This is a genomic window from Phenylobacterium sp. (genome assembly GCF_036563385.1).
GTDB lineage: Bacteria > Pseudomonadota > Alphaproteobacteria > Caulobacterales > Caulobacteraceae > Phenylobacterium.
Genome location: NZ_DATCML010000012.1, coordinates 272,059 through 289,841, shown reverse-complemented (window position 1 = coordinate 289,841; position 17,783 = coordinate 272,059). Strand labels below are relative to the sequence as shown.

General features: G+C 69.7%; 14 protein-coding genes. 11 read left to right on the top strand and 3 right to left on the bottom strand.

The genetic code is table 11. The features are described from left to right. The first annotated feature begins 105 nt into the window (after positions 1-105). From VIL67_RS12640 to VIL67_RS12610, 7 genes are all read left to right on the top strand, one after another. A complete protein-coding gene (locus VIL67_RS12640; protein WP_332049257.1) occupies positions 106-1,596 on the top strand; it encodes a calcium-binding protein in 1,491 nt (496 codons plus the stop codon). Between the two features lie 40 nt (positions 1,597-1,636). Further along, positions 1,637-2,608 (top strand): ArsR/SmtB family transcription factor, encoded by a 972-nt coding sequence (locus VIL67_RS12635; RefSeq protein WP_332049256.1) that lies wholly within the window; start codon positions 1,637-1,639, stop codon positions 2,606-2,608. Beyond that, positions 2,605-3,525 (top strand): methylenetetrahydrofolate reductase [NAD(P)H], encoded by a 921-nt coding sequence (metF, locus tag VIL67_RS12630; protein ID WP_332049255.1) that lies wholly within the window; start codon positions 2,605-2,607, stop codon positions 3,523-3,525. The genes VIL67_RS12635 and metF overlap by 4 nt, the downstream gene beginning before the upstream one ends. Beyond that, positions 3,522-4,586 carry a homocysteine S-methyltransferase family protein gene (locus VIL67_RS12625; protein WP_332049254.1) on the top strand — a complete coding sequence of 355 codons (1,065 nt, stop codon included), beginning with the start codon at positions 3,522-3,524 and terminating at the stop codon, positions 4,584-4,586. Before metF ends, VIL67_RS12625 begins: the two co-directional genes overlap by 4 nt. Next, entirely contained in the window at positions 4,583-5,251 is a 669-nt protein-coding gene (locus tag VIL67_RS12620) for a gamma-glutamyl-gamma-aminobutyrate hydrolase family protein (protein ID WP_332049253.1), read from the top strand. Before VIL67_RS12625 ends, VIL67_RS12620 begins: the two co-directional genes overlap by 4 nt. Positions 5,252-5,263: 12 nt before the next feature. Further along, entirely contained in the window at positions 5,264-7,915 is a 2,652-nt protein-coding gene (gene metH / locus VIL67_RS12615; RefSeq protein ID WP_332049252.1) for a methionine synthase, read from the top strand. Between the two features lie 155 nt (positions 7,916-8,070). Continuing rightward, entirely contained in the window at positions 8,071-9,006 is a 936-nt protein-coding gene (locus tag VIL67_RS12610; protein ID WP_332049251.1) for a cyclase family protein, read from the top strand. 390 nt (positions 9,007-9,396) lie between these two features. Here the strand turns inward: VIL67_RS12610 and VIL67_RS12605 are convergent, their stop codons facing one another. After that, on the bottom strand, positions 9,397-9,993 hold the full coding sequence (locus VIL67_RS12605; RefSeq protein ID WP_332049250.1) for a TetR/AcrR family transcriptional regulator: 597 nt from the start codon (positions 9,991-9,993) through the stop codon (positions 9,397-9,399). 99 nt (positions 9,994-10,092) lie between these two features. On the opposite strand from VIL67_RS12605, the gene VIL67_RS12600 reads away from it, so the two are divergent. From VIL67_RS12600 to katG, 4 genes are all read left to right on the top strand, one after another. After that, positions 10,093-11,526, top strand: a complete 1,434-nt coding sequence (locus VIL67_RS12600; RefSeq protein ID WP_332049249.1) for an efflux transporter outer membrane subunit — start codon at positions 10,093-10,095, stop codon at positions 11,524-11,526. Positions 11,527-11,559: 33 nt separating this feature from the next. Then, positions 11,560-12,681, top strand: a complete 1,122-nt coding sequence (locus VIL67_RS12595) for an HlyD family secretion protein (RefSeq protein ID WP_332049248.1) — start codon at positions 11,560-11,562, stop codon at positions 12,679-12,681. A 10-nt stretch (positions 12,682-12,691) separates the two neighbouring features. Further along, positions 12,692-14,245 (top strand): DHA2 family efflux MFS transporter permease subunit, encoded by a 1,554-nt coding sequence (locus tag VIL67_RS12590; protein WP_332049247.1) that lies wholly within the window; start codon positions 12,692-12,694, stop codon positions 14,243-14,245. A 145-nt stretch (positions 14,246-14,390) separates the two neighbouring features. Next, positions 14,391-16,634 carry a catalase/peroxidase HPI gene (katG, locus tag VIL67_RS12585; protein ID WP_332049246.1) on the top strand — a complete coding sequence of 748 codons (2,244 nt, stop codon included), beginning with the start codon at positions 14,391-14,393 and terminating at the stop codon, positions 16,632-16,634. A gap of 45 nt (positions 16,635-16,679) precedes the next feature. Here the strand turns inward: katG and VIL67_RS12580 are convergent, their stop codons facing one another. Then, a complete protein-coding gene (locus VIL67_RS12580) occupies positions 16,680-17,069 on the bottom strand; it encodes a VOC family protein (RefSeq protein ID WP_332049245.1) in 390 nt (129 codons plus the stop codon). 12 nt (positions 17,070-17,081) lie between these two features. After that, positions 17,082-17,654, bottom strand: a complete 573-nt coding sequence (locus VIL67_RS12575) for a TetR/AcrR family transcriptional regulator (protein ID WP_332049244.1) — start codon at positions 17,652-17,654, stop codon at positions 17,082-17,084. Positions 17,655-17,783 lie beyond the last annotated feature (129 nt).

Genomic DNA, 17,783 nt, shown 5'->3' with positions numbered 1-17,783 from the left:
TGCGGGGCGGCGGCCAGGTGGTGATGGCGAACGTGCAGCTGTCCACATTGACGGCGGGGTGGCTGTTCGGCGCCTAATCGGAGCTCCACGCGGGAGGAGCTCGCCATGGCCATCCTGGTCGCGACCCGGCAGGGCGACACCATCAGCGGCACGGCCGAGGCCGACAGCATCACCGGCAGCACCTCGCCGGACCTGATCTTCGGCGGCCAGGGCGGCGACACGATCTCGAGCGGCGGGCCGAACTTCGACATCGCCGGCCGCGACACCCTGCGGGGCGGCGGCGGGGACGATGTGATCCTGACCCGCGCCGTCGGCGCTCAGGCGTTCGGCGACAACGGCAGCGACACCCTCACCCACGGCGGCAGCGACGACTCCGCCCTGCTGGAGGGCGGGCCGGGGGACGACGTCGTCGACGGCGGCCTGGCCGAGACCGGCTGGGCGTTCGCGGGCTACCTGACCGCGGCCGCCGGGGTGCAGGTGAGCCTGGCGATCACGGGCCCCCAGGCGGTGGGGGGCGGCCACGGGGCCGACACCCTGCGCCGACTCAACGGCGTGGTGGGGTCCCCCTACGCCGACACCCTGACGGGCGGCGCCAGCGACAACATCCTCACCCGGGCGGTGGTGCTGATCGGCGGCGGCGGGGACGACCGGCTGACCACCGACAGCCGCGGCGGCACGCTGAGCGGCGGGGCCGGCGACGACCTGCTGGTGGGGGGCTCCGGCGGAGACCTGGTCTCCTACGGCCCGAGCTTCCAGCTCGCCTTGGTCGGCGCCCCTGCCGGGGGGGCGGCCGGGCCGGTGCGGGCCAGTCTGGCGGTGGGAGGACCGCAGACGGTGGGCGGCGGCGAGGGGGTGGACACCCTGATCGGGATCGAGGGTCTCGAGGGCAGCGCCTTCGCCGACTGGCTGACGGGCGATGACCGGTCCAACACCCTGCTGGGCGGGGCGGGGGACGACCTCGTGGAGGGCGCCGGCGGCGAGGACCTGGTGTTCGGCGACGACGGGGCGGACACGCTGGACGGCGGGGCGGGGGACGACAACCTGGGCGGCTGGAACGGCGACGATGTGCTGCGCGGCGGCGACGGCGCGGACTCGCTGGGCGGAGCGCAGGGCAACGACCTCCTGGACGGCGGGGCGGGGAATGACCTGCTCTACAGCGCGAACGGCGCCGACACGCTGGAGGGCGGCGCCGGGGACGACGAACTGCACGGCGTCACGGACGCCGACGTGCTGCAGGGCAACGGCGGGCGCGACCTGCTGTTCGGGGAGGACGGGGCCGATGTGGTCCGCGGAGGTCAGGGCGACGACAGCGTCGCCGGAGGCGCCGGCGCCGACTGGCTGGCGGGGGACCGCGGCGAGGACACACTGTCCGGCGGCCAGGGGGCCGACGTCTTCCACACCTTCGCCGGCGCGGAGGTCGATCGCGTGGTCGACTTCAACCCCGCCGAGGGCGACCGTGTGCAGCTGCTGGCCGGCGCGGCCTTCGGCGTCCAGCAGGTCGGCGGCGACGTCGTGGTCACCGCGGGCGACGCGCAGCTGATGCTCGCCGGTGTCCAGCTCTCCACCCTGCCGCCGGGGTGGATCTTCGGCGCTTGATGAGTTGACATAAACACATAAAGATATCTTTATATGGCCTATGAAGCTCTCGGCGGGCCAGGCTGTTGACGTGCTCCGCGCGGCGGGTGAGCCGACGCGCCTGCGCATCCTGGCGCTGCTCGCCCGCGAGGAGCTGGCGGTGCTCGAGCTTTGCCGCGTGCTGGACCAGAGCCAGCCGCGGGTCTCGCGGCACCTGAAGCTGCTGGCCGAGGCCGGCCTCGTCGAGCGGTTTCCCGACGGCGCCTGGGTGTTCTACCGGCTGACGGGCGGCGGGCAAGCCGGCGAGCTGGCGGCCGAGCTGCTGGGGCGCATCGATCCCGCGGACCCGGTGCTGGCGCGCGACGCCGAGCGGCTGTCGGCGGTGCGCGCGGAGCGGGCGGACGCGGCGTCGGAATACTTCGCCCGCAACGCCGCGCGCTGGGACGAAATCCGCTCGCTCTACGTCTCGGACACCGCCGTCGAGGCGGCGATCCTGTCGGCGGCGGGCGAGGGCCCTTTCCGGCGGCTCGTGGACCTCGGATCGGGCACCGGGCGCATGCTCACCCTGCTCGCCCCCCACGCGGAACAGGCGCTCGGCCTCGATCTTTCGCAGCAGATGCTGAACATCGCCCGCAACCATGTGGCCGAGGCGGGGCTCGACCGGTGCGAGCTGCGCCACGGGGACATCTTCGACACCCGCCTGCCGGACGCCAGCGCCGACCTGGTGGTGGTCCACCAGGTGCTGCATTACCTCGCCGACCCGGCCGCGGCGGTGCGGGAGGCCGCCCGCATCGTGGCCGACGGCGGCAAGCTGCTGATCGTCGATTTCGCGCCGCACAACCTGGAGTTCCTCCGCGAGCAGCATCAACACCGCAGGTTGGGATTCTCCGACGCCGAGATCGCCCGCTGGTGCGGCCAAGAGGGCCTCGCCCATGTTGACGTCGAAGCCCTCCCGCCCGCCCAGGCCGGCGGGCTGACCGTGAAGATCTGGGCCGCCATGCGCGCCCGCCAGCCTCAGAGGAACGCCGCATGACCGCGCTCGGACCCATCGCCCGCGCCGGCGTCGGCGGCCGCGCCCGCCCGAACGTCTCCTTCGAGTTCTCCCCGCCGAAGACGCCGGAAGCCGAGGAGAGCCTGTGGGAGGCGATCCGCCGGCTCGAGCCGCTGAACCCGTCGTTCGTCTCGGTCACGTACGGCGCTGGCGGCTCGACCCGCGACCGGACCCACCGCACCGTCCTGCGCATGCTGCAGGAGACGACCCTGAAGCCCGCGGCGCACCTGACTTGCGTCGAGGCCAGCCGGGCGGAGGTAGACGAGGTGATCCGCGACTACTGGGCCGCCGGCATCCGCCACATCGTCGCCCTGCGCGGCGATCCGCCCGGCCAGATCGGCGGGGCCTACACGCCGCGCGCCGACGGCTACCGCAACGCCACGGAGCTGACGGCGGGCATCCGCGCGATCGGCGACTTCGAGGTCAGCGTCGGCCTCTACCCGCAGGTGCATCCGGAGAGCAGCGGCATCGACCACGACATAGACGTGCTGAAGGCCAAGGTGGACGCCGGGGCGACGCGGGCGATCACCCAGTTCTTCTTCGATATCGACGGCTTCCTGAGGTTCATGGAGCGCGTCCGTAAGGCGGGCGTGAACATTCCCATCTCGCCCGGGATCATGCCCGTGACCAACTACAAGGGCATGAAGAAGATGGCCGGCCCGATCGGCATCGAGCTGCCGCAGTGGTTGGCGAACCTGTTCGAGGGGCTGGACAAGGACCCGGAGACCCGGCGTCTGATCGCCGCCTCCGTGGCGACGGAGATGTGCGCCAGGCTCGCCGAAGAAGGCTTTTCCGACTTCCACTTCTACACGCTCAACCGCGCCGAGCTGACCTACGCCATCTGCCGGGTCCTGGGCGTGCGCGAGACCGACCCCGAGCCGAAGGAGGCCGCGGCATGACCCGGCAGGAACGCATCGCCGCGCTGAAGGCGGCCGCCCGCGAGCGGGTGCTGATCCTCGACGGCTCCTGGGGCGTGATGATCCAGAAGCGCGGCCTGGACGAGGCGGACTACCGCGGCGACCGGTTCCGAGATGCGCCGGGCCAGTTGAAGGGCAACAACGACCTGCTCTGCATCACCCGGCCGGACATCATCGCCGACCTGCACGGCCAGTACTTCGCGGCCGGAGCCGACATCTCGGAGACCAACACCTTCTCGGCCACCTCCATCGGGCAGGCGGAATACGGGATGGAGGCCGCGGTTCGCGACATCAACCTGGAAGGGGCGAAGATCGCCCGCCGCGTGGCCGACGAGTGGACCGCGAAGGAGCCGCACAAGCCGCGGTTCGTGGCTGGCTCCATCGGCCCGCTGCCTGTGATGCTGTCGATGTCGTCCGACGTGAACGATCCCGGCGCCCGGAAGGTGACGTTCGAGCAGGTCCACGCCGCCTATTCCGAGCAGGTGCGGGCGCTGCATGAGGGCGGCGTCGACATGTTCCTCATCGAGACCATCACCGACACCCTGAACTGCAAGGCGGCGATCAAGGCCATCCTCGATCTCGAGGACGAGGGGCTGGAGCCGCTGCCGATCTGGATCTCGGGAACGATCACCGACCGCTCGGGGCGCACGCTCTCGGGCCAGACGGTGGAGGCCTTCTGGAACTCGGTGAAGCACGCGAAGCCGTTCGCGGTGGGGCTGAACTGCGCGCTCGGCGCCGAGCTGATGCGGCCGCACATCGCCGAGCTCGCACGGGTGGCCGACACCCTGGTTTCGGCCTATCCGAACGCCGGCCTGCCCAACGCCATGGGCGAGTACGACGAGACGCCGGACCAGACGGGCCACATGCTGCACGAGTGGGCCGAGCACGGCCTGGTCAACATCCTGGGCGGCTGCTGCGGGACGACGCCCGACCACATCCGCCACGTGGCCGACGAGGTGCGCGGCCTGAAGCCGCGGCAGGTTCCGGAGCGTCCGACGGCCATGCGGCTGGCGGGGCTGGAGCCCTTCGAGCTGGCGTCATGAGCCGACCGCCCCGGGTGGCGGTGCTGCTCGACGAGAACACCAGCTCGGGCGGGACGCGCTACGAGGCGGCCAAGGGCTATCTCGACGGGATCGTGCGGGTCGGCGGGGCGCCGTTCGGCGTGCCCTACGCCTCGGCGCTGGCCGGGCTGGTGGTCGACGAGTTCGACGCCCTGCTGACGGTGGGCGGGCGCTACGCCATGCCGGCGGAGTGGTACGTGGGCGAGCCGGCGCCGTCGCCGCCGTCCGACCGGCTGCCGGTGGAAGTGGCGCTGGTGGCGGGCTTCCTCGGTCGCGACAAGCCGGTGCTGGGCATCTGCGCCGGCATGCAGGTGCTGGCGGCTCTGAACGGGGCGCGGCTGACGGCGCAGGTTCCCGAGCACAACGAGCGGGGGCGGACGCATGAAGTGCGCACCGCGCCGGGATCGCAGCTGGCGGCGCTGCTGGGGGAGCGGCTGAGCGTCAACACCTTCCACAACGAGGCCATCGTGGATCCAGGCGCGACCCTGCCGGTGGCCTGGGCGGACGACGGGACGATCGAGGCGATCGAACTGCCGGGCCGGCGGTTCGCGATCGGCGTCCAGTGGCATCAGGAACTGCACGGCCCGGACCATCCGGGCGAGGCCCTCTTCCGCGGGCTCATCGACGCCTGCCGTACGGAAAGCTAAGACCCCCGACCCATGCGACCCATCTTCGTCAACGTCGGCGAGCGGACGAACGTCACCGGCTCCGCCAAATTCCGCAAGCTCGTGGCCGAGGGGAACTACCCCGAGGCGCTGAGCGTGGCGCGCCAGCAGGTGGAAGCCGGGGCGCAGGTGATCGACGTCAACATGGACGAGGGTCTGCTGGACTCGGTCGCGGCCATGCGGACGTTCCTGAACCTGATGGCCGCCGAGCCGGACATTGCCCGGGTGCCGGTGATGATCGACAGCTCGAAGTGGGAGGTGATCGAGGCGGGGCTGCAGTGCGTGCAGGGCAAGGCGATCGTCAATTCGATCAGCCTGAAGGAAGGTGAAGCCAAGTTCATCGAGCAGGCGAAGAAGTGCCTGCGCTACGGCGCCGCCGTCGTGGTGATGGCGTTCGACGAGGTGGGGCAGGCGGACACGCAGGACCGGAAGTTCGAGATCTGCCAGCGCGCCTATCGGATCCTGGTGGACCAGGTGGGCTTCCCGCCCGAGGACATCATCTTCGACCCGAACATCTTCGCCGTGGCGACTGGCATCGAGGAGCACGACAACTACGCCGTCGATTTCATCGAGGCCACGCGGCGGATCAAGGCCGAGCTGCCCCACGCGCGGGTCTCGGGCGGGGTCTCCAACGTCAGCTTCTCGTTCCGCGGCAACGAGCCCGTGCGCCGGGCGATTCACTCGGTGTTCCTCTACCACGCCATCGCGGCCGGCATGGACATGGGCATCGTCAACGCCGGCGACCTGCCGGTCTATGACGACATCGACGCCGAGCTGCGCGAGGCGGTGGAGGACGTGATTCTCAACCGCCCGCAGCGCCATCCGGAGATGTCCAACACCGAGCGGCTGGTCGAGCTCGCGCCCAAGTACAAGGGCCAGAAGGGCGAGGCCAAGGGACCCTCCCTGGCGTGGCGCGACGCGCCGGTGGCCGAGCGGCTGAAACACGCCCTGGTGCACGGGGTCACCGAGTTCATCGAGCAGGACACCGAGGAGGCCCGCCAGCAGGCCGAGCGGCCGCTGCACGTGATCGAAGGCCCCCTGATGGCCGGCATGGACGTGGTCGGCGACCTGTTCGGCTCGGGCAAGATGTTCCTGCCGCAGGTGGTGAAGTCGGCCCGGGTGATGAAGCAGGCGGTGGCCTACCTGATGCCGTTCATGGAGGCCGAGAAGGAGGGCAAGCCCCGCGAGAGCGCCGGGCGGATCCTGATGGCCACCGTGAAGGGCGACGTCCACGATATCGGCAAGAACATCGTGGGCGTGGTCCTGCAGTGCAACAACTACGAGGTCATCGACCTGGGCGTCATGGTCCCGGCGGACCGGATCCTCGACGAGGCCCAGAAGCACGACGTCCACATGATCGGCCTGTCGGGCCTGATCACGCCCTCCCTGGACGAGATGGTGTTCGTGGCGGGCGAGATGGAGCGCCGCGGCTTCACCGTGCCGCTGCTGATCGGCGGCGCCACCACCTCGAAGACCCACACCGCGGTGAAGATCGCGCCGCAGTACAAGGCCGGACCGACCACCTATGTGCTGGACGCCAGCCGGGCGGTGGGCGTGGTCTCCAACCTGCTGTCGCCCACCGAGCGCGACCGCTTCATCGCCGAGACCAAGGCGGACTATGTGAAAGTGCGCGAGCAGTATGCGCGCGGCCAGGGCTCCCGGGCGCGGGCGACGCTGGAGGAAGCGCGGGCCAATGCGTTCGCCCCCGACTGGAGCGCCTACGAGCCGCCGAAGCCTGAGTTCCTCGGCACCCGGGTGTTGGCGCCCTACGACCTGAACGAGCTTCGCCGGCACATCGACTGGACGCCGTTCTTCGCCAGCTGGGAGCTGGTGGGCCGCTATCCCCAGATCCTCGAGGACGACGTGGTCGGCAAGGCCGCCACCGACCTGTTCGAGGACGCCCAGCGGATGCTGGACCGGATCATCCAGGAGGGGCTGCTGGAGGCGCGCGGGGTGGTGGGCTTCTGGCCGGCCAACGCCGAGGGCGACGACGTGGTGCTCTACACCGACGACAGCCGCACGACGGAGCTCACCCGGCTCCACACCCTCCGCCAGCAGATGCTGAAGAGCGGCGACCAGCGCAACGTGGCCCTGGCCGACTTCGTGGCGCCGGTGGGGACGCGGCCAGACTACGTGGGCGGCTTCGCGGTGACGGCCGGCGTCGGCGAGCTGGAGCGGGCGGCGGAGTTCAAGGCGGCTGGCGACGACTATTCCGCGATCCTGTTCACGTCGCTGGCCGACCGCCTGGCCGAGGCCTTCGCCGAGGCCCTGCACAGGAAGGTGCGCACCGAGCTGTGGGGCTATGCCCCGGACGAGCCGTTCGACCTGGACGCCCTGATCGGCGAGCGGTACCGCGGCATCCGTCCTGCGCCGGGCTACCCCGCCCAGCCCGACCACACCGAGAAGGCGACGCTGTTCAAGCTGCTGGACGCCACGCCGCAGATCGGCCTGGAGCTGACCGAAAGCTTCGCCATGACCCCGCCGGCCGCGGTCTCCGGCCTCTATTTCGGCCACCCGGAGGCGCACTACTTCGGCGTCGGTCGCATCGAGCGCGACCAGGTGGAGGACTACGCCCGCCGCAAGGGCTGGGACGTGAAGACCGCCGAGCGCTGGCTCGCCCCCATCCTCAACTACGAGCCGGCCTGAGGACGCACGGCTCAGGCCTCGGCGATCGCGGGAGGAACTGGCTGTTCTGACGACTTCGGGAATAGTTCGGCCGTTGGCGCCAGATCCCCGAGCTTTCGAATGCGCTGAGGGCCGGGCCGTGACACCCTAGAACGACAAGGCCGAGGGAGAGAGAGATGCTTGGGAAGCTGATCGGAGGCGTGATCGCGGCCGTGTGCGCGGCTGGTGCGGCCCTGGCGCAGGACACCTGGTATCCATCGAAGTACGGCGCGGCCGACACCCTGGGCGCCGTGAACAACCTCTCGCCCGAGGCTGTGAAGCGGGCCGCGGGCCTAGTGAAGACCGGAAAGATCTATGCCCTGGGCATCCCCACCGGGCCCGACGCGCCGGTGTACGGCGAGCGCAAGTACACCGCCGAGGCGATCTGGAGTCCACCCGCCGGCCAGGCGCCGCTGGGCGAGAACAAGGTCACCGCGTTCGACGAGAAGGTCACCACCAGCATGGGCATCGGCACCCAGATGGACGGGCTGGCCCACCTGGGCATCGACCGCCGCCATTACAACGGCCTCAAGGCCGACGATCTGGCGAAGGAAGGCTTCAGGAAGCTGGACATCGCGGCCATCCCGCCGATCGTCACCCGTGGTGTGCTGCTCGACATGAGGAAGCACTTTGGCAAGCCGCTGGCAGCCGGTCACGCCTTCACGAAGGGGGACATCCAAGCGGTGCTGAAGGCTCAGAAGCTCACCGTCGGCAAAGGCGACGTGGTGCTGCTGCACACGGGCTGGATGGCGGACAAGCTCGCGAGCGACAGGAAGACGTTCCAGGACTCCGAGCCGGGCCTGGGCCTGGAGGCGGCCATCTGGCTGGCCGACCAGGGCGTCGTGGCCATCGGCGCCGACACCATCGCGCTGGAGGCCATACCGTTCGAGAACCCCAACCGCCCGTTTGTGGTCCATCAGACCCTGCTGGCGAAGAAGGGCGTGCACGTACTGGAGAACGTCAACGTCGGCCCCCTTGCCGCCGACGGAGTGACCGAGTTCCTGTTCGTGCTAGGCCAGCCGCGCTTCCAAGGCACGGTCCAGGTGGTGATCAACCCGGTCGCGATCCGCTAGCGGCACAAAAGCTCATCTGATCACCGCGGGCCCGCCCGCCGTCGGCCTTGTGATCTCAACAACGGCGCCGCTTTGCCGCCACCCGTCAGCTCACTGCGCTCCCGTGCGACCGTAGGTGTTGGCTTCGCGGGACCATGGAACCGCAAAGGTCCCTAGCCACCCACAGTTGACGTTCGGAGGTCCGCTTATCAGCAGTCGCGCGCAAGTCCGCTATCCGGCTCTGAGCCGATGACCGATTTCGACCGAAGCGGACACCACTCCTACGCCCCAGAGCGGACGCTCCGATGGCCGCCGGAGCTTACGGCCTTGCCGAACAGCGGCCCACCTGTTGTTCCGAGCTTCCGGGCCCGGAGCTCAGGGCGGTCGGCGTCGCTAGGCGGGAGCGAACTGTCAAGGCGCATAGGCCCGGAGGAAGGCATCCACGCCCGCAGACAGCGCCGCCTCCACGTCCGCACGATCCATGCGCGGCTCCCCATGCAGCCGCCGCTCCAACAGGTCGGATTCGATCAGAGCAAGGAAATGCGCCGCAGCGACGGCGCTGTCGGCTCGCCTGAGCCGGCCCGCGGCCATCTCGCGCTCCATGAGCATTGCCATCTGGCGGCGCTTGGGCAGGATGTACTGCGCGCGCAACTGAGCGCCGAGCGGTGAGCGTTCCGCTTCCGCGATCATCATCCGGTCGACGGCGATCACATCATCGCCCAGCCGCAGGCCCATGTACCCGCGAGCAAACGCTGTCAGCCGCTCGGGCAGATCGCCAGGACCCTCCAGCTGTTCGAAGGCGCGCTCCGCCTGATCCGCTACCGCATCGTCCAGGGCGGCGAAGAACAGTTCCTCCTTCGACTTGAAGTAGCTGTAGAGCGTCGCCTTCGAGCCGCCCAAGCGAGCCGAGATTTCCGACATGCTGGTCCGCTCGAACCCGTTCTCGCGGAACGCCGCCCACGCTGCCGAAACAATCGCTGAGCGACGCGCGTCCGTCTTCAGCCTCATGCGCTCCTCCGTTTTCTAGACTGTACAGTACAGGAATGGCTTGACGCCAGCCCCGGGTCGATTAAATAGACCGTACGGTTTGGTTATGAAGGCCCCCAGATGTCGCGTTCGATCTTTTCGGCGCCGCCGCGCGCCCTCGGCGCTCTCCTTCTGTCAACATCGGTGCTGACGGCCTGCGCCAGCGTGCCCGACCTTGGCGCACCGCCTCAGCCGAAGCCGGCGACAAGCTACCTGTCGGCTCAGATCCTCTCCGCCCCAGAGTCGGCTTGGCCGGAGGACACCTGGTGGCAGGCCTATGGCGATCCGCAGCTGACTCGACTGATCGTGGAGGCGCTCACCGGCTCGCCCGACCTTGCGGTGGCAGAGGCCCGGGTCCGGCAAGCTGAGGCGCTGGCGCAGCAGGCGGGCGCCGCGCTTGGGCCGCAGCTTCAGGCCGAGGCCTCGGTTGCGGCCGCCAAACAGAGCTACAACAACGGCGTGCCGGCCGATTTCGTGCCGCATGGGTGGAACGACAGCGGCCGCGTGGGGGCGAACCTCAGCTGGCAGCTGGACTTCTTCGGACGCAACCGCGCCTCGCTGGCGGCGGCGACCTCTCAGGCGCAGGCCGCGCGGGCCGAGGCGGCGGCGGCGCGGCTGACCCTGTCTACGGCCGTCGCAAGCGCCTATGCGGATCTCGCGCAGCTGCACGCGGACCGAGACGCCGCCGATCAGGCTGTACGGGTTCGTCGTCAGACCGAAGATCTTATCAGCCAGCGCCGCGCCCAGGGCCTCGAAAACCGGTCGGCCGAACAGAGGGCTCACGCCGCCCGGGCTGCCGCTGAGGCGGACCTCGCGGCTGTCGACGAAGCGCTGGGGCTGACCCGCAATCGCATCGCTGCGCTGACGGGCCAGGGTCCGGACCGTGGGATCGGGATCGACCGCCCGGCGCAAACCTCTGTGCGCGCCTTCGGCCTGCCTGCCAACCTGCAGGCCGACCTCGTGGGCCGCCGGCCTGACGTGACGGCGGCGCGCCTGAGAGCCGAAGCGGCCGCCAAGCGCATCAAGGTTGCGCGCGCCGATTTCTACCCGAACCTCAACCTGACAGCATTCCTGGGCGTGCAATCGCTCGGTCTCGATCTGCTCACCAAGAGCGGCTCCACGGTCGGCCAGGTCGGACCCGCGGTCAGCCTGCCGATCTTCGACTCCGGTCGGCTGCAGGGCGCCTTTCGCGGCGCACGGGCCGAGTACGACGAGGCGGTCGCGAGCTACGACCAGACCCTGGCGCGCGCCCTCAACGACGTCGCTGACGCGGCGGTCAGCGCGCGCGCTCTGGACGCTCGTCTCGCGAAGAGCCGAGAGGCGCTCGCCGCGTCCGTGGACGCCCACAAGCTGGCGCAGGATCGCTATCGCGGCGGCCTCGCCACCTACCTCGATGTGCTCAGTGCAGAAGACGCCCTGATCGCCAACCGGCGGACCGTGGCGGACCTCGAGGCCCGCGCCTTCAGCCTGGACGTCGAGCTCGTGCGCGCGCTGGGCGGCGGCTTCCACGCCTGACCTGCAGATTTTCCTCCCAAGGGACGTGAGACCATGAACAAGCCGATTTCGCAGGACGAACTGCAAGGCGCCGCTTCGACGGCGTCGCCGAGCACGAAGCCCGCCCGCACTGCGTCGCTGCGCAAGAAACTGTTCGCCGGACTGGCGGGCGCTGTCGTGCTGGTTGGCGGCGGCGCCTACGCCTACCAGACCGGAGTGGCCGCCAAGCAGGTGGAGACCGACAACGCCTACGTTGCGGCCGACGCGGCCCAGGTCACCGCGCTCGTGGGGGGACCCGTCGCGCAGGTGCGAGTTGTCGACACGCAGGCGGTGCGCAAGGGTGACGTGCTCGTGGTGCTGGACGCCACGAACGCTCACCTTGATCTGGCGGAAGCCGAGGCGGCGCTCGCGCAGACCGAGCGCAAGGTTCGGGGTTACGGCGCCAACGACCAGGCGCTCGGGGGCCAGGTGGCGGCGCGCAAGGCCGATGTGGCGCGCGCCGAAGCCGAGCTGGCTCGCGCGCGTCTCGAGCTCGACCGGCGGCAGGCGCTGGCGGGCTCCGGGGCAGTGGCCGGCGAAGAGCTGACGAGCGCGAAGACGGCGTTCAGCGCCGCCCAGGCCGCCCTGGCGCAGGCCCGGGCCAACGTGGCGGCGGCGGAGGGTTCGCGCGAGGCGAACGCCGTGCTGATTTCCGGGGTGTCGCTCGACGCCAATCCGGAAGTCGCCGCGGCTCGGGCCCGGGTCGAGCAGGCGCGGGTGAATCTCGAGCGCACAGTCATCCGGGCGCCCGTGGACGGGGTGGTCGCCCGACGCAGCGTGCAGGTTGGCCAGATGCTGCAGACCGGCGCGCCGCTGATGAGCGTCGTGCCGGTTCAGCAGGCTTATGTGAACGCAAACTTCAAGGAAGGCCAGCTGCGGCAGGTCCGCATCGGCCAGCCTGTCGAGCTGGAGAGCGATCTCTACGGCGACAAGGTCGTCTACCATGGCAAGGTCGTCGGCCTTGCCGGGGGGACAGGCTCGGCGTTCGCTGTGATCCCGGCCCAGAACGCCACCGGGAACTGGATCAAGGTGGTTCAGCGACTGCCGGTTCGCGTCGCGCTCGATCCCAAAGACCTTGCCGCTCATCCCCTGAAGGTCGGCCTCTCCATTAAGGCCACCATCCACATCCAGGACTAGGGTTCCCGCCATGACTGCCGTTGCAACGGCGGGCTCTGCGCCCGCCGATCGCACCCCCGCGACTGGAGGCGCCAGCCTTTGGGCGCTCGGGGCGCTCCTGGCCATCGCCAATTTCCTCGCGGTCCTGGACACCTCCATCGCCAACGTGTCCGTGCCGAACATCGCGGGCAGCCTTGGGGCCTCGACCAGTCAGGGCACCTGGGTGATCACCTCCTACGCCGTGGCGGAGGCCATCATGGTGCCGCTTACGGGCTGGCTCGCCATGCGCTTCGGCGGCCCGCGGGTTTTCGTCCTTTCCATCCTCGGCTTTGGGATTACCTCGGCGCTCTGCGGCCTTGCGCCGAACCTCGGTTCGCTGACCTTGTTCCGCGTCCTGCAGGGCTTCGCCGGCGGGCCTTTGATGCCCCTGTCACAGACCCTGCTGTTCCTGATTTTCCCGCCGAAACAGCGTCCAGCGGCCATGGGCCTCTGGGCCGTGACCACGCTGGTCGCGCCCATCCTGGGGCCAGTGCTCGGCGGCTACCTGTGCGACACCTTCGGCTGGCAGGCCATCTTCTGGGTGAACGTGCCGATCGCCTTTGCGGCGGCGGTTGTCCTATGGCGTGCGTTGAAGCCTTACGAAGAACGCGGCGTGGCGGCGAAGTTCGACGTCGTCGGCCTCGTCCTCCTGGTCGGCTGGGTGGGCGCACTTCAGCTGATGCTGGATCTCGGCAAGGAGCACGACTGGTTCGCCAATCCGATGATCGTCGGGCTCGCGGCTGTGGCGTTGGTCGGCTTCCTCGCCTTCCTCATCTGGGAGCTCACAGCGGAGAACCCAGTCGTGGATCTGAGGATCTTCCGCTACCGCGGATTCAGCGTGGCCATGGTGACGCTGGCCATCGCCTTCGGCGGCTTCTTCGCCACCAATGTCCTCACGCCGCTGTGGCTGCAAAACCAGATGGGCTACACGGCCACCTGGGCCGGTTATGTCACTGGTATGGTCGGGGTGCTGGCGGTCTTTGCGGCGCCGATCGCGTCCCAGCTTTCGGTCAAGGTGGACCCGCGCAAGCTGATCTTCGTCGGCGTCGCCGGCCTGGGCGTGATCACCCTGTTCCGGGGCCAGGCCACACCAGACATGACCTTCTGGCAGATCGCGATCTGGCTCTTGATCAGCGGAGCCTTCATGCCGCTGTTCTTCATGCCTTTGACCAACCTGGCGCTCGGTAGCGTTGAGCCCGAGGAGACGGCGAGCGCGTCCGGCCTGATGAACTTCATCCGGACCATGGCCGGCGCGGTGGCGGTGTCCCTCGTCAACACGACATGGGACGATGCGGCGACCCGCAACCAGGCTGAACTCGCCGGCGCGATGACGGACGCGCAGACGACGGTTGACGCGCTTTCCGCCCAGACCGGGGGGCAGGAGGGCGCCATCGCAACGCTGACTCAGATGGTTCACGGGCAGGCGGTGGCGATCGCCACCAACCAGGTCTTCCTGGCGGTGGCTTTCTTGTTCGTCGTGGCGGCGGCGCTGATCTGGCTGGCGCCCAGGCCGAAGCATGTGGCCGACACCTCCATGGCGCACTGAGCCGAACGCCGACGGCCGGCCACGCTCCATAGTCTCCCTCTATCTAATTTATCCCCAAAATCGATTTTACCTAAAGGGGCCGGGGGCGCACTGTGGGGACGGCGGCGCGGGGCGGCCCTTGCCGCGGGATGAAACGGAGGAAGAGATGGATCAGAAGGTCGACACCCCGCAGGGTTGCCCCATGGGCAAGCCGACGACTGTGCGGTCGCTCCTGGGCCGCACCAACCGCGACTGGTGGCCCGAGGCGCTTCCCCTCGACATCCTGAACCAGGGCGGCCTCTCGCCGGACCCGATGGGCGAAGACTTCGACTACGCCGAAGCCTTCAACGCCCTCGACTACGACGCGCTGAAGGCCGACCTGAAGGCGCTGATGACCGACAGCCAGCCGTGGTGGCCGGCCGACTACGGCCACTACGGCCCCTTCATGATCCGCATGGCCTGGCACGCGGCCGGCACGTACCGCACGGCCGACGGGCGCGGCGGGGCCAACAGCGGCCAGCAACGCTTCGCCCCGCTGAACAGCTGGCCGGACAACGGCAATCTGGACAAGGCGCGCCGCCTGCTGTGGCCGATCAAGCGCAAGTACGGGAAGAACATCAGCTGGGCGGACCTCTTCATCCTGGCCGGCAACGTCGCCATCGAATCCATGGGCGGGCCGGTGTTCGGCTTCGGCGGCGGCCGCAAGGACGTCTTCGAGCCCGAGCGGGACATCTACTGGGGCTCGGAGGAGCAGTTCGTCGGGCATCCCGACAACAAGACCCGCATCCTCCCCGAGGATCAGCTGGAGCTGGAGCACCCGCTGGCGGCGATCCAGATGGGCCTGATCTACGTCAATCCCGAGGGCCCGGGCGGGGTGCCGGACCCGATGCAGTCGGCGCGCGACATCAAGATCACCTTCGAGCGCATGGCGATGAACCATGAGGAGACCGTCGCGCTCACCGCCGGCGGCCACACCTTCGGCAAGGCCCACGGCGCCGGAGATCCCAGCCTGGTGGACGCGGCCCCGGAAGCCGCCGACATCTCGCTGCAGGGCTTGGGCTGGGCCAGCGCGCACGAAAGCGGCTTGGGCGAACACACCATCACCAGCGGCATCGAAGGCGCCTGGGTGAACACGCCAACGGAGTGGTCGGAGAACTATTTCCGCCTGCTGCTCGACTACGAATACGAGCTGGTCCGCAGCCCCGCCGGCGCCCAGCAATGGCAGCCGATCAACCAGAAGCCGGAGGACATGGCCCCGGCGGCGCACGATCCCACAAAGCGCGTGCCGACCATGATGACCACGGCCGACATGGCGCTGAAGGTCGATTCGGAATTCCGCGCGATCTCCGAGAAGTTCCGGAACGACCACGAGGCTTTCAAGGACGCCTTTGCCCGGGCCTGGTTCAAGCTCACCCACCGGGACATGGGCCCGAAGGTCCGCTACCTGGGACCGGAGGTTCCGGCCGAGGACCTGATCTGGCAGGACCCGGTGCCGGCGGGTTCCAAACCCTCCGACGCCGACGTCGCGGCGTTCAAGTCGAAGATCCTCGCGGCGGGCTTCAGCGTCGGCCAGCTGGTGAAGACCGCCTGGGCGTCGGCCTCGACCTACCGGCGCTCGGACCATCGCGGCGGCGCCAACGGCGCGCGGATCCGCTTCGAGCCCCAGAAGAGCTGGAAGGTGAACGAGCCGGAGGAACTGGGCCGCATCCTCGCCAAGCTCGATGAGCTGCGCGGATCGCTGTCCATGGCGGACGCCATCGTCCTGGCCGGCACGGCGGCGGTGGAAAAGGCGGCGCGTGACGCCGGCTTCGATGTGAGCGTGCCCTTCGTCGGCGGCCGTGGCGACGCCACGGAAGAGTGGACCGACGTCGAAAGCTTCGCGGTGCTGGAGCCGGTGGCCGACGGCTTCCGCAACTACCTGAAGACCAAGCACTCGGTGCGCACCGAGGAACTGCTGCTCGACCGCGCCTCGCTGCTCGGCCTGTCGGTCCCGGAGATGACGGTGCTGCTGGGCGGCCTGCGGGTGCTGGGCGCCAACTACCAGGACGCGCCCGAGGGCGTCTTCACGCAGCGCAAGGGTCAGCTGACCAACGACTTCTTCGTCAACCTGCTGGACAACGACACCTTCTGGAAGGTGATCGACACCAGCGCCGACGAGGAGTTCATCGGCTATGACCGCGGCGGCAGCCACGAGAAGTGGCGGGCGACCCGGACCGACCTGATCTTCGGGTCCAACAGCCAGCTGCGCGCCACGGCGGAGGTGTACGCCGAGCGCGGCAACGAGGAGAAGTTCGTCCGCGACTTCATCAAGGCCTGGACCAAGGTCATGAACGCCGACCGCTTCGACCTGCCGCAGAACCCGGACAGCGTCGAGCCGATCGGCATCGCCGAGCCCGCGGCCGCGCAGTAGCCGGCGGCGAGCCCGCCCGGCCTCGGAAGCACGGCGGCCGAGGCTCTAGGCCCAGGCGGCGGGCTGGAAGAGCTCGACCAGGTTGCCGGAGGGGTCCCGGGCGAGGATCTGGGCGCCGCCGGGGCCGGTGACGATGTCGTTGACGAATTCGACGCCGCGGGCGCGCAGGCGCTCGACCTCGGCGGCGAGGTCGTCGACCACCAGCTGAAACCGGTTCCAGCCGCCCGGCTCGGGCTGCCGGCCGTCGGGCATCGGACGGCCGGCGGAGCTGCCGCGGCCGCTGAGCAGCAGCCGGATCGGGCCGCGGGTCACCGCCGCGAAGGCCGGCGAGGAGGGGCCGAAGGGCTCGAAGCCCAGATGGCCGACGTACCAGTCCGCGGCCTGCGGCACGTCTGAGACCATGTAGCGGACGTTGACCTGGGCTTCCGTGGCCATGACGGATCTCCTTCAGGGGGCGAGGGTGCGGCGGAGCAGGGTGCAAAGGGCGGTGAGCACGGCCTCGCGCGGCTCGCCGGCGGCGACGGCGCGCGCCGCCTCGTCGATGGCGGCGAACAGCAGGCGGGCGGTGGGGTCGGGCTCGATCGGGCCGAAGGCGCCCGCCTCCTGGCCGGCGCGGATGACCGCCGAGAGCCGCAGGACGGCGTTGTCGGCGAGGGGCCGCCGGTCGGTGTAGTCGGAGTGGAAGAGGGCCTGACCGATACCCTGGCGGGCGGCGGCGAAGTCGATGAAGGCCGCGGCCAGCCAGTCCACGGTGGCCGGCCAGTCCACCGGCCCGTCCACCTCGGTCGGCAGCGGATAGAGGGTGTCGAACTCGGCCACCAGCCGCTCGCGAACGGTGTCGAGCAGGTCGTCCCAGCTCGGGAAGTAGAGGAAGAAGGTCCCCTTGGCGACGCCGGCCTCGCGGACCACGTCCTCGACCCGCACCTTGGGGCCATGCGCCTGCAGGAGCCGCTCCGCCGCCTCGACGATCTCCAGCCGGCGAGCCTCGGGGGCGAGGCGGCGCCTGGGGGGCTTGGGCATCACATGCACCTAAATGACCGTGGGTCATTAGTTACTGACCGGCGGTCAGTGTCAAGGGGAGGCGCGGCCTCGCCGCTTCCCGCGGCGGCGCGGGATCGGCTAGGCTGGCGAAAAGCGTATCGGTGAGGG

Excerpts from the sequence above, each read along its gene's own strand:
- VIL67_RS12640 (WP_332049257.1), top strand. The coding sequence starts at position 106 with ATGGCCATCCTGGTCGCGACCCGGCAGGGCGACACCATCAGCGGCACG.
- VIL67_RS12635 (WP_332049256.1), top strand. The coding sequence starts at position 1,637 with ATGAAGCTCTCGGCGGGCCAGGCTGTTGACGTGCTCCGCGCGGCGGGT.
- metF (WP_332049255.1), top strand. The coding sequence starts at position 2,605 with ATGACCGCGCTCGGACCCATCGCCCGCGCCGGCGTCGGCGGCCGCGCC.
- VIL67_RS12625 (WP_332049254.1), top strand. The coding sequence starts at position 3,522 with ATGACCCGGCAGGAACGCATCGCCGCGCTGAAGGCGGCCGCCCGCGAG.
- VIL67_RS12620 (WP_332049253.1), top strand. The coding sequence starts at position 4,583 with ATGAGCCGACCGCCCCGGGTGGCGGTGCTGCTCGACGAGAACACCAGC.
- metH (WP_332049252.1), top strand. The coding sequence starts at position 5,264 with ATGCGACCCATCTTCGTCAACGTCGGCGAGCGGACGAACGTCACCGGC.
- VIL67_RS12610 (WP_332049251.1), top strand. The coding sequence starts at position 8,071 with ATGCTTGGGAAGCTGATCGGAGGCGTGATCGCGGCCGTGTGCGCGGCT.
- VIL67_RS12605 (WP_332049250.1), bottom strand. The coding sequence starts at position 9,993 with ATGAGGCTGAAGACGGACGCGCGTCGCTCAGCGATTGTTTCGGCAGCG.
- VIL67_RS12600 (WP_332049249.1), top strand. The coding sequence starts at position 10,093 with ATGTCGCGTTCGATCTTTTCGGCGCCGCCGCGCGCCCTCGGCGCTCTC.
- VIL67_RS12595 (WP_332049248.1), top strand. The coding sequence starts at position 11,560 with ATGAACAAGCCGATTTCGCAGGACGAACTGCAAGGCGCCGCTTCGACG.
- VIL67_RS12590 (WP_332049247.1), top strand. The coding sequence starts at position 12,692 with ATGACTGCCGTTGCAACGGCGGGCTCTGCGCCCGCCGATCGCACCCCC.
- katG (WP_332049246.1), top strand. The coding sequence starts at position 14,391 with ATGGATCAGAAGGTCGACACCCCGCAGGGTTGCCCCATGGGCAAGCCG.
- VIL67_RS12580 (WP_332049245.1), bottom strand. The coding sequence starts at position 17,069 with ATGGCCACGGAAGCCCAGGTCAACGTCCGCTACATGGTCTCAGACGTG.
- VIL67_RS12575 (WP_332049244.1), bottom strand. The coding sequence starts at position 17,654 with ATGCCCAAGCCCCCCAGGCGCCGCCTCGCCCCCGAGGCTCGCCGGCTG.